Annotated in this window: 16 protein-coding genes; 15 read left to right on the top strand and 1 reads right to left on the bottom strand. The window is 61.9% G+C overall.

Annotation, left to right across the window (positions count from 1 at the left end; genetic code table 11):
- The 15 genes from G5V65_RS20615 to G5V65_RS20545 form a co-directional block, all read left to right on the top strand.
- Window positions 1–1,793, top strand: a 1,793-nt coding sequence (locus G5V65_RS20615) for a ParB/RepB/Spo0J family partition protein (protein WP_165054226.1), incomplete at its 5' end; no start/stop codon positions are given.
- A 72-nt stretch (window positions 1,794–1,865) separates the two neighbouring features.
- Entirely contained in the window at window positions 1,866–2,459 is a 594-nt protein-coding gene (locus G5V65_RS20610; protein ID WP_165054223.1) for a regulator, read from the top strand.
- Complete coding sequence (locus G5V65_RS20605; protein WP_165054220.1) at window positions 2,459–3,112, top strand: DUF6927 domain-containing protein; 654 nt, start codon at window positions 2,459–2,461, stop codon at window positions 3,110–3,112. The genes G5V65_RS20610 and G5V65_RS20605 overlap by 1 nt, the downstream gene beginning before the upstream one ends.
- Before the next feature lie 124 nt (window positions 3,113–3,236).
- Complete coding sequence (locus G5V65_RS20600; protein WP_165054217.1) at window positions 3,237–3,563, top strand: type II toxin-antitoxin system PrlF family antitoxin; 327 nt, start codon at window positions 3,237–3,239, stop codon at window positions 3,561–3,563.
- Entirely contained in the window at window positions 3,560–4,078 is a 519-nt protein-coding gene (locus G5V65_RS20595) for a type II toxin-antitoxin system YhaV family toxin (RefSeq protein WP_008282927.1), read from the top strand. Before G5V65_RS20600 ends, G5V65_RS20595 begins: the two co-directional genes overlap by 4 nt.
- Window positions 4,079–4,172: 94 nt before the next feature.
- Entirely contained in the window at window positions 4,173–4,337 is a 165-nt protein-coding gene (locus G5V65_RS20590) for a hypothetical protein (protein WP_165054214.1), read from the top strand.
- Window positions 4,327–4,479: an antitoxin PaaA2 family protein gene (locus G5V65_RS20585; protein ID WP_165054211.1), complete on the top strand. Its 153-nt coding sequence runs from the start codon at window positions 4,327–4,329 to the stop codon at window positions 4,477–4,479. The genes G5V65_RS20590 and G5V65_RS20585 overlap by 11 nt, the downstream gene beginning before the upstream one ends.
- A gap of 203 nt (window positions 4,480–4,682) precedes the next feature.
- Window positions 4,683–5,714 carry an IS110 family transposase gene (locus G5V65_RS20580; protein WP_150297421.1) on the top strand — a complete coding sequence of 344 codons (1,032 nt, stop codon included), beginning with the start codon at window positions 4,683–4,685 and terminating at the stop codon, window positions 5,712–5,714.
- A gap of 426 nt (window positions 5,715–6,140) precedes the next feature.
- Window positions 6,141–10,403: a bifunctional class I SAM-dependent methyltransferase/DEAD/DEAH box helicase gene (locus tag G5V65_RS20575; protein WP_165054208.1), complete on the top strand. Its 4,263-nt coding sequence runs from the start codon at window positions 6,141–6,143 to the stop codon at window positions 10,401–10,403.
- A 122-nt stretch (window positions 10,404–10,525) separates the two neighbouring features.
- A complete protein-coding gene (locus G5V65_RS20570) occupies window positions 10,526–10,912 on the top strand; it encodes a DUF6878 family protein (RefSeq protein ID WP_165054205.1) in 387 nt (128 codons plus the stop codon).
- A 1-nt stretch (window position 10,913) separates the two neighbouring features.
- Window positions 10,914–11,375 (top strand): DUF6915 family protein, encoded by a 462-nt coding sequence (locus tag G5V65_RS20565; protein WP_050525656.1) that lies wholly within the window; start codon window positions 10,914–10,916, stop codon window positions 11,373–11,375.
- A gap of 100 nt (window positions 11,376–11,475) precedes the next feature.
- Window positions 11,476–11,733, top strand: a complete 258-nt coding sequence (locus tag G5V65_RS20560) for a hypothetical protein (RefSeq protein ID WP_165054203.1) — start codon at window positions 11,476–11,478, stop codon at window positions 11,731–11,733.
- Window positions 11,734–11,903: 170 nt separating this feature from the next.
- The gene (locus G5V65_RS20555; protein WP_165054200.1) at window positions 11,904–12,632 is read left to right on the top strand and encodes a DUF736 family protein; all 729 of its coding nucleotides are present in this window, start codon (window positions 11,904–11,906) and stop codon (window positions 12,630–12,632) included.
- A 155-nt stretch (window positions 12,633–12,787) separates the two neighbouring features.
- Window positions 12,788–13,324: a hypothetical protein gene (locus G5V65_RS20550; RefSeq protein ID WP_241250685.1), complete on the top strand. Its 537-nt coding sequence runs from the start codon at window positions 12,788–12,790 to the stop codon at window positions 13,322–13,324.
- A gap of 130 nt (window positions 13,325–13,454) precedes the next feature.
- Window positions 13,455–14,054: a rhomboid family intramembrane serine protease gene (locus G5V65_RS20545; RefSeq protein WP_241250684.1), complete on the top strand. Its 600-nt coding sequence runs from the start codon at window positions 13,455–13,457 to the stop codon at window positions 14,052–14,054.
- Between the two features lie 202 nt (window positions 14,055–14,256).
- Here G5V65_RS20545 and G5V65_RS20540 read toward each other — a convergent pair whose 3' ends face one another.
- Window positions 14,257–15,318 (bottom strand): COG3904 family protein, encoded by a 1,062-nt coding sequence (locus G5V65_RS20540; RefSeq protein ID WP_165054197.1) that lies wholly within the window; start codon window positions 15,316–15,318, stop codon window positions 14,257–14,259.
- Between the last annotated feature and the right edge of the window lie 406 nt (window positions 15,319–15,724).

Here is a 15,724-nt window from a genome sequence, read left to right as displayed (position 1 = left end):
CCGGTGGCCGGCGGCATGCCGCGCTGAAGGAGCTGGTCGCTGACAAGGCCATCAAGGGCTTCACGGCGAAGACCAAGGTGGACTGCCGCCTTGTCCCTGAGGAGTGCGACGTCACCACGGCGCTGTCGCTCGCCGAGAACATCACCCAGGCACCGATGAATGCCATCGACGAGTTCGAGGCCTTTGCCCGGATGATGGAGGTCGACGGCCAGACGCCCGAGACGATCGCAAAGACCTTCGGCGCCACGGTGGCGGCCGTGAAAGGCCGGTTGCGCTATGGCCTGATCCACCCCGACATCCGCGCCGCGGCCCGGGCCAAGGTGATCACCCTCGACACGATGAAAGCCTTTGCCGAGCATCCGAGCCAGGAGGCGCAGCGCGAGGTCTTCGAGGCGCTCACGAAAGACGGCGGCTATCTGCAGGCCTATACCGTTCGACAGGCGCTCAAATCCCGCGGCGTGCAGGTCAGCGACGATATCGGGGCTTTCGTGCGCGAAGACTACGAGGCGCGTGGCGGTGCTGTCGCGGCTGACCTTCTGGAAGAGCATTCCGTGCTTGAGGATGCGGCGCTGGTCGAGACCATCCTGCTCGAGAAGCTCGGTGCCGCCGCCGAAGAGGCCCGCATAAAGCTGGGCTTTGCCTGGGCCGATGCGATGGTGCGCTATGATTACGCGACCATGGCCGACTACGGCCGCGTCTATCCTGGCCCGATCGAGCCTGATGAGGCTGCGCAAAAGCGCATCGATGAGATCACCGCAGAACTCGAGAAACTGCAGTTCGAGATGGAGGATGAGGGGCTCGAGGACGGTGCCTACAACGCGCTTTACGAGCGCGTGGACGCCTTGGAAGAGGAAGCCCGCGACCTGCAGGAGGCCTACAGCGCCGAGGACCTCGCGCGGTCTGGGGTAATCGCGTCCTGGTCGGGCGGGCAGGTGACCCTCCATGTTGGCCTCGTCCGCCCGGAAGACACCGTCAAAAAGGAGGGCGCGCGCGGCTCCTCGGCTAGCCCGACCGGGGAGGAGGCCCCAGACGCCGGCGAAATCACCTACCCGACCTCACTGGTTGAGGACCTCAAGACCGAGCGAGCCATGGCGCTTGGGGCCGCGATGGCGCTGCATCCGGAAGCCACGCTCGATCTGACGCTCTTCAAGCTGGTGAGCGACGTTCTGGCCAGCGGCATGAGTGTCACGCAGGCGATCAAGATCGATGCCCGCAAGGAATACCGCAGCCATGCCAAGATGGACGAAATCGACGAGACCTCGCTCGAGCAGGTGGCGGCGGCGCATGAGGCGCTTGATCTGTCCTGGCTAGATGACGCCCGCGCGCCCGCTGATCAGTTCGCGGCGTTTCGCGCGCTGGAGGCCGGCGAGAAGGCCAAGCTCGTGGCCTATGCCACGGCCAGCACCACGCAGTCCTGCTTCGCGCGGGACCGCCAGCGCGACAGCCTGATGCATGCGTTCGAGATCGAGATCATGCCCGACATCCGCGCCCACTGGACGCCGAATGCGGCGCTCTTCAACCGCTTCAAGAAGGCTTGGCTCCTGAAGATCCTCGGCGAGGATCTGGGTCTCGCCCAGGAGGCGGTGACGCTGGCCTCGTCGAGCAAGAAGGAGATCGTCGCCTTTTGTGACAAGCTCTTCGCCGAGCCCTTCGCCACGCTCACGGACGCGCAGCGCGCTGCCGTGGCCGCCTGGTGCCCGCCCATGATGCAGACCGCCGGTGTCGCCTGTGATGAGGCGGAGCCCGCTGCGGAAACTCCCGAGCCTGACAGCGAGGTCGCGCAAGCGGCCTGAGTCCTCACGCGACCCGCGCGAGGCATTCCCCGCGCGGGTCGACCCTCCCACACCCAACCGAAAGACATCCTCATGGCTATTCTCAAGTTCTCTGCGTCCGCTGTCGCGGCGCAGATCGCCCATGCGCGCGCCTGCAAAACCTTCCTGCCCAACTGGAACGGTCCCGTGGACAGGCCGGCCCTGATCCTCATCGTCGGCAATGGCGTGCATCTGCGCTCGAACGGCATCGATGGCACGACCACCCGTATCGTCACCACCGAAAAGGCCGATCCCTCCTTCGCCTTCGCCGACGGCATGAACCCGTTTCGGGACACCGACTGGATGGCGCAGCGCCGCATTGCGTTCCGTGATCTGACCGGCCAGTTCTACACCGACATCCTGGATGACGTGCAGGTGCTCATTGACCGGGGGCGGGGGGCGATCCGGCTCGCCACCGATGGCCACAGTATCCGCGTCTTCGTGCGCCGGGCCTCGGACTATCTCATCGGCGGGACCTACGAGGTGCCCTCAGGCCTCGGCGGCACCTTCAGGGTCATCCTCAAGGATGCCTGCGACACCTTCGCGATCGTGCAGAACTGCGGCAATTGCGAGGATTTCGACGCCATGCAGCCCTACCGCGTGCCGCTCGATGCGCTGATGGAGATCGACGATCGGAGGGCGGCATAGTGGGATGGCTTTTCTACACCGACCGCCGTATCAAATCCTACGCGGATGAGAAGGCGGAAATTACACGGCTCTGCACCTTCGAGGGCGACACGCGCAAAACTGAACTGGTCAAGGCCTGCAAGGTGGGTTCGACTTGGTACGCGGCGGCAAAGGTCACAAGTATCGATGGCTCGCCGGTCGAGGACACGACCTATGTGACCGATGCGGATGGCTCGATCACGTTCGGGGCTGTCTTCCTCACCCGATACGATGACGGCTGCTGGGGCTACAAGGACATGGAGGAAAGCGCTGGCCCGAATGAATCTCGTGCTCCCCTTGCGCTGATCGAGCTTCTCTCTGACCTGAAAGACCCGGACAGCTACGCCCAGGACTGGCGCCAGCGCTGCCAGGACTGGGCTGCGATCCCGGACTACGAGGAAGGCGACAAGATCAAGCTCGCAGCACCTGTGACGCTCACCGATGGCAGTACCTGCCAGATTGTCACCGCGACCCACTACAGGCGCGGGCGGCAAAAGCGCCGCTGCTACCGCATCGAGGAAACTGGTGGGCTCGTACGCCTGTCGAAGGCCTCGCTTGCGGGCTCGGAGCTGCTCAGCTCCGCGAAAGGTGCGGCTAGCCCGGTGCTGGCGGAGTTCCTGGCGGGGCGAAATTAGGTCCTGCGCCGGACGGTTCATCGACCTGCCCGGCGACAGCAGATGCTGCGGCTTGTCTTGACAAGGCAATGCAAATGCATTACCTATCGCGGGCAGCAAAGAACCTTTTCTTCAGGAGACTGCCATGACAGCCCTCGCACAAGATGTCTCGAAACTCACGGATCGGTATCAGACGACCGTGCCGGCGGGTGTGCGCAAACAGCTCAAGCTGGGCAAGGGCGACCAGATTCGTTACTGCACCGAGCCGAGTGGCAGGGTCTATATCGAGCCCGTGCGCAGCGACGAGGAAGATCCCGTGCTCGGAGCCTTTCTCGATTTTGTCGAGGCCGATATCAAGGCGCATCCGGACCGCATTCGTGCATTCGATGGGGTTTTGCATGACCGTCTTGCAGCACTGGTCGGAGACGTTGACGTCGATCTCGATGCGCCACTATCGCTCGAGGATGAATGAGCGGCGATAGCGTGCCCGCCCAAGCGCCCCTTGTCGTAAACGGATGGTCGATTTATGCGCATCCGCTCTTTCTGGACCAGCTCGAAGGGCTGATTGAAGAGGTCGAGGCGCGTAAGGCACGCGATCCTAAGACCTGGCGCAAGAAAAACCCGACGAAACGGCTGGCCGCCATCTTCAAGCTGGTCACCGAGGCCATACCGGCAGATCCGGGTGCCGCCGCCTTCCGGCAAGGCGGCACACTCGGCGATCACCGCAAGCATTGGTTCCGGGCGAAATTCTTCCAGCAGTATCGGCTGTTCTATCGGTTCAACAGCGATGCGAAGGTCATCGTGGTGGCCTGGGTGAACGACGACAAGACCCTGCGCGCCTACGGCAGCAAGACGGATGCCTATGCGACGTTCAAAGGGATGCTGGAAGATGGCAATCCACCTGACAATTTCGACGCGCTCTTGAAAGAAGCTGCAGCGGCGGGCAAGCGGTTCGAAACTTCCCTTGAAGCGGTGCCCGATCGGTAAGTGGGCCAGCTTGCTGTGACCCTTTGGCATTATCGTTTACGACGCCCCGCTGGAAGATGTAGCATCGGCTGATAATACGGTCGGAGAAAGCACAATGATTGAGGCGGAAAAGGATGGGCAGCACCTCGGGCTAGAGGAGCAATGCGCGCCTGACCTGACGGGGCACCGTTTCCCAATTGCTGTGCACGTTGCAGACATGCCCGATGACCTCGGCAAGCTGCTGGATATCGGGCTCGAGGAGCATTTCCGTGGCGGCTGATGTCAATTCGTATGACGCGTGGTTTCGCGCGAAGGTGCAGGCCGCACTGGAGGAGGAATACACGGGAACATCTCAAGTTCAGGTGATGCAGGCCGCACAGGCATTGATTGATGCGAAACGGGAGGTCGAACCCAAGTCCTGACCAAGCCTTGGAGGTCAGCGCGGTCTGACCCCCGTCACCCTGAAAAGCGAAAGATGCCGTAATGGGGCTGTCGGCGAATCGAGCACGTTTCGCTTGTTTGTCAGCATGATCTGAAGTGCCGTTGCCCTTGATGCGCCTGCAGCGCGTCTACGAGGTCGTATGTTTCCATGCGCCTCAATTCCTAAGAATAGAAGGGCAACGACATGAATGTATTTATCGGATTGGATGTATCTCTGGCAAGCACTGCGATTTGTGTGCTGGGGCCACAGGGGAGGATCGTTGAAGAATTACAGGCGGAGAGCGAGCCTGAGGCATTGGTACGTGCAATAGCGTCATTGTCATATTCGATCGATGCGATCGGGCTCGAAGCCGGACCTTTGTCCCAATGGCTGAGCAAGGGAATGGAAGAAGCTGGCTTTGACGTGGTCATGATGGAAACACGATTGGTGAAGGCAGCCTTGAAAGCCATGCCGATCAAGACCGACAGGCGCGATGCCCAGGGCATTGCGCGCTTGCTTCAAATGGGATGGTACAGGCCCGTGCACCGCAAATCTGTGTCCTCCCAGGAAATTCGCGCGTTGCTGTCGGCGCGCAAGTCTATTCAGCAGGCCATCATCAACCTTGAGCTTTCGATGCGGGGTGTTCTGCGGAACTTCGGTCTGAAGCTCGGGCATGTCACCCGGATTAGGTACGAGGCCCGGGTGAGGGAACTGGTTGAGCAAAATGAAATCTTGTCCGCGTCGACAGAGGCCCTTTTGCGCGCACGTGCGCAGTTGCGCGTCGAGTTGGCTGAACTGGACGCCAAAATCGCGGATCTGGCAAAACAAGACGACGTTTGCCGTCTGATGATGACGATGCCGGGCGTTGGTCGGATCGTCGCCCTGACGGTCAAAGCCGCGATCGACGATCCGACCCGGTTTGTGCGATCGAAGGATGTTGGTCCGTGGGTGGGGCTGACGCCGAGGCGCACGCAATCCGGAGAGATGGACATTGTCGGGCAAATTACTCGAGCCGGCGACCGGGCCCTTCGAACGGCCTTGTATCAAGCGGCGATGATCTTGATGCACCGAGGGTCCCCAAACTGGCTCCAGGCCTGGGCGCTCAGAGTGGCCCATCGGCGTGGATCGAAACGGGCCTTGATTGCACTTGCGCGGCGTATTGGCGTTGTTTTGCACCGCATGTGGCGAGACGGCACACCATTCCGCCATGCGCAGAGCTGCCCGGCAACGGTCTGAGAAAAACAATTCCAGAACTTGATCGGACGGAGGAACGCACTGCACCTGACGACAGGTACGACGAGGTCCCTTGCCGGGACGTGGTTCCTGGAGATGCCGGAAGCCCGCAAGTTATCAGCAATCGCTGAATACGCGTGAAAGATGGGCACCCAGGACCAGATTTGGACCAGGCATAGAGTGGCAGCCATGAGGCTGACTACGGACGGAAGAGCGAAGCCCGGACAGGGGGGTGTCCTTCAGTCCTGACGTGCCGGTGCAGTGAAAAAGAAAAAGTAAGCTTCTGAATTTGTGCCTTAAAACTCGGAGAAGAATGAGATCTTCGCCGGGATTTTTGACTTGCCCGAAACCCTTGACAGAGGCCCGCCCCATTACGGAAGCGGGCTTTTTGTCCTTTGGAACTCAGACCCTGATCCAAAGGAAACCCCCATGTCCAAGCCCAAACCGGCAAATCCGGCGCTCTCAATCTCCGACACTGACCTCGCCTCTGCCCTCGTGCAGATCGGTGCGGAGGTCGACCACCAACCCCTGCGCAGTTCAGCGCTGGCGCGCATCATGCGCGAGACGTTTCATGGCAGCGATGCCGGGGGCGCCTGGGACTGGCGCATAGCCTATGACCTGATGCAGGCCGCGGCTGTCCAAGTGCTGCTGCGTGGGAACGGCGTGGCAGATGACATCGCCGCTGCAAAGCTGCTTGCCTCGCGGCTGCTGACGGAAACCCGCCGGTCAGAGCAGCAGATCCGGCTGCAGCAGTTTTCCACGCCGTTGCCTTTCGCGGCAATGGTCGTGCGGGCGGCAGCCGTTCGCAAGGGCGAGACTTTGCTGGAGCCCTCGGCTGGCACCGGTGCCCTAGCTACTTTCGCCGCCCGGGCCGGTGCCACGCTTTTGCTCAACGAGATCGACCCTTTTCGCCAGCGCCTCCTGCGCGCGGTTTTCGGCGGCGAGGTGACGGGCCATGACGGCGAGCATATCGATGATCTGCTGCAGACGCCGGTTCTACCCGACGTCGTGGTGATGAATCCGCCCTTCGCCTCCTCGGTCGATCGCTCCCGAGACAAGCACATCGCCGCCAAACATCTTATTGCAGCTGCAAAGCGTCTCGCGCCCGGTGGGCGGCTGGTGGCGATCATGCCGCCGGGGTTCACGCCCGAACGCGATGCCGCGCATTGGTCCCGCGCCTGCGGTCTCCTGACGCCACGATTGGCGCTGACGATGCCGGGGCAGGTCTACCGCAAGCTCGGCACCTCTGTCGAAACCCAGCTGATGGTCTTTGACAAGGTGCAGGGGGACGGCGAAATGATCCGCGTCCCTGTGCGGGATCTCGATGAAGCCTTGGCATATGTCGATGCCGTGGCCGCAACTAGGACCGAGATGCGCTCCGTACAACAGGCAGCGGCGATCCCTCACGGGCGGCCGACCGTTCCATCCTCTGCTCCGCGCAAGACCGCCGCTGCGCCTGTCGCCGCCTCCAAACCCCGGGCCAATGCCGTCTGTCCGCTCAGCTGCACGAGCCTTCAGACCCCGCGCGACAACACGCCGATCTCGGACATCTATGCGCGCTATCGTCCTCAGCGGATCGAGATCGCGGGTGCGCAGGAACATCCCACCCCGCTCGTCGAGAGCATCGCCATGGCCTCGGTTGCCCCGCCCATGCCCTCAAACACGGGCAGTGATGACTTGCGCTTGCCCGCCCGGTTGATCGAGGAGGGACATCTCTCCGAGGCGCAGCTCGAGACCATCATCATGGCGCATGATGCCCATGGGCGTGATCTGCCCGGTCGGTTTACCATCGATCACGACCAGACCAAGCTGACGCGCGCCGATAATGACCCGGGTGCACGTGCTTATCGCCTTGGCTATTTCCTCGGCGACGGCACCGGTTGCGGCAAGGGCCGCGAATGCGCGGGGCTCATTCTCGTGAACTGGCTTTCCGGGCGCAGGAAGGCGATCTGGGTTTCCAAATCCGCCACGCTCATCGAGGACGCGATACGCGACTGGACCGATCTCGGCGGCTCGCCCGCCGACATCCAGCCGCTCTCCAAATGGAAACCGGACCAGCCCGTCCCTATGGGTGACGGTATCCTCTTCGTCACCTACGCCACGCTGCGGTCCGCGGGCAAATGCGGCACCACGCGACTGAGCCAGATCCTCGACTGGATGGGCGAAGACTTTGAAGGCGTACTGGCCTTTGATGAGGCCCATGCCATGCAGAACGCGGCCGGGTCCGAGCAGGGCAGGGGGGTCAAACCCTCCCAGCAGGGCCTTGCTGGCCTGCGGCTGCAACTGGCAGCACCCCGCGCTCGCGTCTTCTACATCTCGGCCACGGGCGCCACGAGCGTGCACAACCTGGCCTATGCCGCGCGGCTGGGGCTCTGGGGGCAGGGCCCCGAATACCCCTTCCCGAGCCGCGAGAGTTTCGTCTCGGCAATGGAAGCCGGCGGCGTTGCCGCCATGGAGGTGGTTGCCCGCGATCTCAAGACGCTCGGGCTTTACACGGCGCGCGCCCTCAGTTTTGATGGGGTGGAGTATGACGTGCTCGAACACGCGCTCACCTCGGCCCAGATCGAGATCTATGACGCCTATGCGGGCGCGTTTCGGACGATCCACCACAATCTCGAAGCCGCGCTGACGGCGACCGGCGTCAACGACGCCTCGGGCGAGACCAATGCCTCGGCCGCACGCGCCTCGGCCAAGTCCCGCTTCGAGAGCACGAAGCAGCGCTTCTTCAACCATCTCCTGATGGGCATGAAAGCCCCGACCATCATCCGCGCTATCAATGAGGACCTGGCGGAAGGATTTGCCTGCGTCATCCAGGTGGTCTCGACGGGAGAGAGCCTGCTGAAGCGCCGGCTCGAGGCGATGGACCCGGAGGACGAACTGGCGGAGGGTGCCTTGACACCTCGCGACTACGTTCTCAGTTACCTCGAGCAGGCCTTCCCGATCCATGCCCAGAAGCTTGTCGAGATCGACGGGAACATGGTGGCCGAGCCGCTTCGGGATGCGAACGGCGCCTTGGTCGTCTCACGCGAGGCGCTCGCCTTGCGCGACGCCGCGATGATGGAGCTGATGACGCTGGCGCCGATCCCCTCGGCGCTCGATCAGATCCTCTGGGCCTTTGGCGATGAGGCCGTGGCAGAAGTCACAGGCCGATCTATCCGGCCCCTCAAGGCCGAGGACGGCCATCTCTTCATCGAGAAGCGCGCCGCCAGCAGCAATTCCTCCGAAACCCAAGCCTTCATGGACGGTGAGAAGGATATCCTGATCTTCTCCGATGCAGGCGGCACGGGCCGGTCCTATCACGCGGCGCAAACGGCGAAGAACCAGAAACGGCGGCGGCACTACCTGTTGGAGCCCGGCTGGCGCGCCGACGCGGCCATCCAGGGGCTCGGCCGCACGCATCGCTCGGCCCAGGTCAGCGCGCCCTTCTTCCGGGTCTGCACCTCGGATGTGCATGGCGAGAAACGCTTCACCTCGACTATAGCCAAGCGCCTCGACCAGCTGGGAGCCCTGACCAAGGGTCAGCGCGAGACCGGCTCGCAAGGCATGTTCCGCGAGGAGGACAATCTCGAAAGCCCGATCGCGCGCGCGGCATTGCGTGGCTACTATGCCGATCTTGCCGCCGGGCGCGCCGAGGCGATGAGCTACGAGAGCTTAACCGACTGGACGGCCCTGCGGCTGATCGACAAGGACGGGGTGCTGCTCGAAGAGCTGCCGCCGATCCAGCGGTTTCTCAACCGAGTTCTGGCGCTGCCCATCCACATGCAGAACGCGCTCTTTGCCGAGTTCATGCGCCGGATTGCCGATCAGACCGAACGGGCGCGCGCAGCGGGTACGCTCGATCTCGGCGTGGAAACCCTGCGTGGCGAAAAGATCGAACAGGTTTCCACCGAGGATCTCTGGACCTGCCCGAAATCCGGTGCGGTCACGCGGATCATCGGACTTGAGGTGACGGACCCGGTGCACGTGCTGTCGGCGGATGACGCGCTGTCGCGCAATCCCGACAAGCTGCCCATGGTCAACCGCGCTTCCGGCCGCGCGGCGCTGATCTCGGCGCGGCCCATGCAGATGTATGACGAGGATATCGTCACACTGATGCGCAAGGCCGTGCGGCCCAACGGGTTCAGCTACCTCGAGGAGACGCGGTTCGCGTCCTCTGCCTGGGAAGACATCGGCAAGCCTGAGTTTGCAGGGCTTTGGGATGCCGAGGCTGCGTCCCTGCCAAAAACCACCACGACCAAGCTCTACCTGCTGACCGGGCTGCTGCTGCCGATCTGGAAGAACATTCCGACCACCAATGAGCGTATCTACCGCGTCACGCCGGACGGGGCGACCGCCATGATCGGGCGCACGCTGAGCGAAGAAGGGGCGGCCGCGCTGCGCGCCCGCTTCCTCGTCTCCAATCCGCAAACGCCGCAGGAGATGCTGACCGCCGCCCTCGGCACCACCGTACCTGTCGATCTGGGCCGGGGTCTCACCCTGACCCGTCGCCGCGTCGCAGGCGAGTTGCGCCTCGAGCTTGGCGGCGCGGACAAGGGCATGATCGAAGGCCTCAAGGCCATGGGGTGTTTCACTGAGATCATCGCATTCCAGCTACGGGTGTTCCTACCGCATGGGGACGGGATCGACACGGGGACCATTCTGGCCCGGATCGTTGGGCAGGGAACCACCAAGGCGGCAGAACAAGCCGCCTGAAAAGTCAAAGAGGGCTTTGGGCCGGGCGTCGCCGATCGGGGTTTGCCCGGTCTGCGCTTTCCGGGCGCGCGCAGACCAATGCCACGCCCGGCCCCCCCAACTACAGAAAGGAGGACAGACCCATGACCAATCCCCAAATGGACTATGCCGCGCTGGCGGCTCAGTGGCGCGCAGAGCGCGAAACCACCTTGAAGGCATCCCGAGCGGAGCTGATCGCGCAACTACGTGCGCTTGGCATCCGAGAGGTCACCGCCGAATACGAAGGCTATGGCGATTCCGGCAATGTCGAGGATGTGACGGTGCAGCCTGCGGAGGTCCAACTGCCGGAGGCGCTTGCCACTGAGGTGGGCGATTTCGCCTGGTCGCTTGCCTATCACCATCATCCGGGGTTCGAAAACAACGAGGGCGGCTACGGCACGCTGACCTGGGACATAGCACTAGACAGCATCACCCTCGATCACGCGGACCGCTATGTCGAATGCTCGCACAGCTATGATGAGGGTCTTTGAGATGGCCCATCCGCTTCATCATGCTGAAAGCTCTGCCCGGAAATTCGGCGGGGCGCCGTCCGATTATCAGGCTGTACACGACTGGTTCGATGCTTCGAAAGAGCACCTCGCGCTCTTCACGCACCGGGCCTTGCGTCACCATGCCCAAGGCCTGTTTGAGGCCGAACGTGTCTTCGGCTTGACCCTGACCAATAGCGCTTGTCGAGAGATCCCCGTGCGCTGGATCGGCGAACAGCATGTCCGCGAAGACTGCCAGGGCCGCATCCCGAGCATGGCGGACTGGCTGCGACGGATACAGCCTGAGCCATGGATGGCCAATGGCCACATCGACCGGCATTCCGGCGATGAGCCCTGCGGCGACCCAAGGGTTGCCTGGGCCTCCGAGGTCGCCGCCGGAAGAACGGTTCTTGGCCTGAAGGATTGGATGGCGGCGCGCGCGACGCAAGCCACGCAAAGCGCCTGACAGCTCTTGGCCGTTTGCCAAACGAATACTGCATGGAAGCCCGGTTGGAAGATCGGGCTTCTTGCGTCGTTTCCCCACCATTCTTCTTGAGGAGGATCGCATGACACTCGATGAAATCAAAGCCGCGGTCGATGCCGGGCAGACCGTGCATTGGGCCAATACCGGCTACGTTGTCCACAAGGACAGGCTCGGTCAGTACCTCATCACCTATGTGCCGAACGGCAGCTGCATCGGCCTGACTGACCGGAGCGGTCACCGGTTGAACGGAAAAGAGGCCGAGTTTTTCATCGCGCGATTGGAGGACGGCGCGGAAAATCCAGGCAGCCAATCAAGACCAGACGGGCAGGGGAGGGGGTAGCACACGATGGAGAGGTGGCACATCCAATCAGCCCTCAGCGATGAGCTGCAGGCAGGGCAGAAAGGGAAAGCAAGCTTTCGGTTTTGTGATCCCTCAAGGGGTCGAGAAAGCAATCCCGGATGCGCTGACAAGAACGTCAGGCACCGGCCAATCAAAGAAGGAACCATCCCATGTTCGCAGGAATCCTCACCCGCAATGTCGAGACCGCAGCCGCCGAGTACACCGGCATGATCCATTCGACGCGCTTTGACATCGCCATCCAGTTGGAGGCGCGGGCAAAGATGTCCGAACGCAGCCCGGATTTTGACGTGACGGCAGTCAACAAATCAGGCCGCAAGGTGCGTATCGGCACGGCCTGGAACGAGACCGGGAATACCAGCGGCAACCCCTACATCTCGATGCAGATCGATGTCGGCCTCGGCCCGTTCCGGGTCAACGCGGTGCAGACGAAAGAGGCGCGTGCGGCCGAGAGTGGCGCGTTCGAGATCATCCCACTGGTCTCGAACGGCCTGATGAAATCCGGCTCGATCTCGGGCGAGCTCACCGCCATGGACGCCGACAACGCCTTCACCGGCTACATCGCCAACATGATGTTCGATCTGGAGTTCATGCTGATCGAGAACAGCTACAAATCCGAGGAGACCCACCCCGATTACCGGATCGAGGTCAGCTCGCCCCGGGGCACACCGATCCGCGTCGGCTCGGCCTGGATGGCGAAAAGCAGCCGCACGGGCAATGACTACCTGTCGCTGCTGATCAACACGCCCGATGGCGACCTGCGCGTGAACGCCGTGCAGAACGAAGAACAGCGCGGCGGGCAGACCTTCTCAATCATCCCGTTCATCGACAGCGGTGAGCAGCCGCAGGACGCGGGCGCGGGGCTGTCGTTGGTCGCATGACTAACGCGCGAGATTAGACGATCCGCACCGAAAGGGGAGCCGTGGGATCACGGTTCCCCTTTTTCCATGTCCGTTTGCGTGAAGGACGCCACCCGCTTGCGATCAGGTGCAAATGCGATACAATAATATATTGACGTAATATAGAGGTCGGGCGCGTGGCGGCTAGATCAGGGACGGTTCCATGGTTCGAGAGCTTTGATGTTGAGGCAGAGGTTGAAGATCTCCTCGCCCATATCGAGCGCTGCACCGGATTCGCGCTACCCGCCCGAAAGCGTGAAGTCATCATGACCCATGCAAGGGCAAAGCTCGACAGGACAAGGCAGGCATATCTGGAGGCCAAGGCGGTGGGAAAGCCGGTGTCCACATCGCGGCGTGCGTATCTGACCGACCTGCAGGACACGATCTTCATGGCGATCCCGGAAGAGAACCTCGCGCTGATGCCGCTAAGCCAACAGGTCCTGAACGACCCTTCATTTTACGCGGACGCCATGCATAGCGCCGCCGCGATCAGCGAGGATGAGCTCTTCATGGCGTTGTCCTCATCGCTGAACGATATGACGGTCCAAGACGCTCGGGCGTTTGTCTCGAAGCTGTGGCACAGCACGATCGATGACAATGCCCGCAAATACGCCGAAGCCCTGAAGCGCCCCGAGCGTGAAATCATGCCGCTGCGGCCTGGGAACACTGTGTAAGATCGAAGCGATTCTCCTGGCTTGAGCCGTACCGAGGTTGGCCGCCTCAAACCCCCTTTCTCGGAAGGGGCACCCTGTGCAGCGCGCGAAAGCCGTTGAAGGCGCTGTGAGGACGTCTACTGTCGCCAACATGATGAACCGGGATCACATGCGCGCCTTCTTCCAGCGCGCCGCGGCGCTTGCCGCTTTTGTCGCGCTGCTCTGGGCGGTTCAGGTCGTCAATTGGATCACCGGCTACGGTTTGAACCCGGCCTTCGGCCTGATCCCCCGGCACGTCGGCGGGTTGGATGGTGTCATCGCAATGCCGCTGCTGCATGGAAGCTTCGCGCATTTGATGGCCAATACACCGCCGCTCCTGGTCATGGGGGGGCTGCTGGTGGCCACGACGACGCGGGCCTTGCTGCCTGTGAACGCCGTGGTGATCGGCCTCGGCGGTAGTCTCGTCTGGTTGTTCGGAAGCTCCGCGATCCATATCGGTGCGTCGGGGCTGGTCTTCGGCTGGTTTGGCTTCCTCGTGACGCGCGGCCTCGTAGATCGCTCACCGATCACGCTGGGCGCGGCACTACTGGTCGGTGTCCTCTATGGTTCCCTTCTCTGGGGCGTTCTTCCGGGCCAACCCGGCGTCTCGTGGGAGGCGCATCTCTTCGGCGCCATCGCGGGCGCTGCCGCTGCAGTCCTTGTCCGGACGCATGTCCATGCGCCGCGCCTCGGCGGCGTCGATCTGGACTGAAGCCGAACACTCGGCCCATTGCTGTCGGTCGGCGTCGGTAGCATGCTGCAGTCGTGACCGCCGAAGCTGCCATTCGTTCTTCATCGCGCAGCATTTCATCGTTCTCATCGGCAGTCAGCGGACAAAACAGTCATGGTATTGCGGGATTGTGCAATCCACCCGCTGTGCCGCCCCCGCTCCTCGTCGAAAAAGGAATCTTCTATTAAATGCAGTTTCGCCAAGCAAGTGCCAGAGACTGGCGTTCAATATCGCTCAATTCTCCCCCTTCACGGAAGCCGCCCATGACACGCGCGGAATCGAGCCTGAAGTCGATCTCTCGGGCACGGGTGAGGCCTGTCTTGAGCGCCTCTATCGGAACAGTGATGAAAATTTTGTCATCGCCGTAGCGCAAGGTGAGATCCCGTCGCCCGATTGAATACAGCTGACCATCAATCGTCAGCTCGACTGCATGGAGAGGCAGGTCGTCTGGGTTTGGATATGAAGGCGTTGCGAGATCCATCGTGAACAGAAGGCTCGCCGTTCCTGAACTCTTGCTGCAAAAGGCCGTAATCTGGTCGAGCATAGAGTCAGACCGGTGCGGCCTGGCTGCTACTACGAGACCATCTCCGTAGGGTTCCATAAACCACTTTGTCAGCCCGCTTCCTGAGGCGATCGAGAGCTCCTCGAGCTCGGCGGTTGTGGGAAAGTAGAGACCATCGCTCGGGGTGGCGGATGCAAAGGCAACGATGCGTGCATCGACACCCATTTCGATGGCGTATAGCACGATCTGACCGGTTAGAGCCTGGGCGATCGATAGGGTGCTGGTTTCGATTTCTGTCACTTGCTCCGCTGTGAGCATGTCGCTCCCGCGCTCTGGATTTCCGTAAAACTGATGGAAGCCAAGTAAGCTGGGGCTCGTGGGGTAGTAGGGAGAGTCCACGAACCGCTCACGGCCACCTAGAAACGCATAGGCGCATGAGCTAGCACAGACGCCGGCCTTCACCTCGTCCCACCAAGTGTCGCAAGGGGCGTTGTAGCCCTCAAAGACGCGTTCAGTTGTGCCGATATGTGCTGTCAGACCAGCTTGCCGGATCATGCGTCCGAGCTCCATCCCAGCTGCGAGGTTTCCCCCTGGGGAGTGGAGAACAATCTGGCCAGGCACGTATTGTTCAGACGCGAGAAACGCCCTGAAGCGCTCAGGCGTCTCCGGTCCGATCTTTCCGGTGGCGGCGATCCAAGATGAGGTCGACATGTTGCCCTTGTTGGTCGCGGCCGAAAACTCCATCGGTTGTTCGAACGTGCCAGACTGGAGAGCCTTAGGCCTCGGACAGCTCTCGTTGAACTGTTGAGCGAGAGCTGAAGTGGCGGCCCCGCAGAGCAGGCTGAGCATAGCGAGAGGCTTCCAGAAACTTATTAGTATCCAGTGAAGTGCCTGTTTTGGTCTCTGCATTTGGTTCGACTCTTTGTTGTTCTTAAGGAGCGGGAATGGATCGTGGTTATTGGGATCCGTCCAGCCGCCTGCTAACCTTACTTCTGGGGGAGGTGACTCATTCATCAGCGATTAGCGGTAAGAACGCCAACTCGTCTAGACGTGCTGAGGCTTTGAAGAGGCTTTGATGATGTGACCGCCCCCCGACGGCATCTCTGTGCCAAGGTGGGTCTGCGATAATCCACAAAGGAGGACGGTCATG

Origin of the sequence: Paragemmobacter kunshanensis, assembly GCF_011059185.1 — a bacterium.
Taxonomy (GTDB): Bacteria; Pseudomonadota; Alphaproteobacteria; order Rhodobacterales; family Rhodobacteraceae; genus Paragemmobacter; species Paragemmobacter kunshanensis.
The sequence above is the reverse complement of the archived record's forward strand: the minus strand, read 5'-3'. Positions and strand labels throughout refer to the sequence as shown.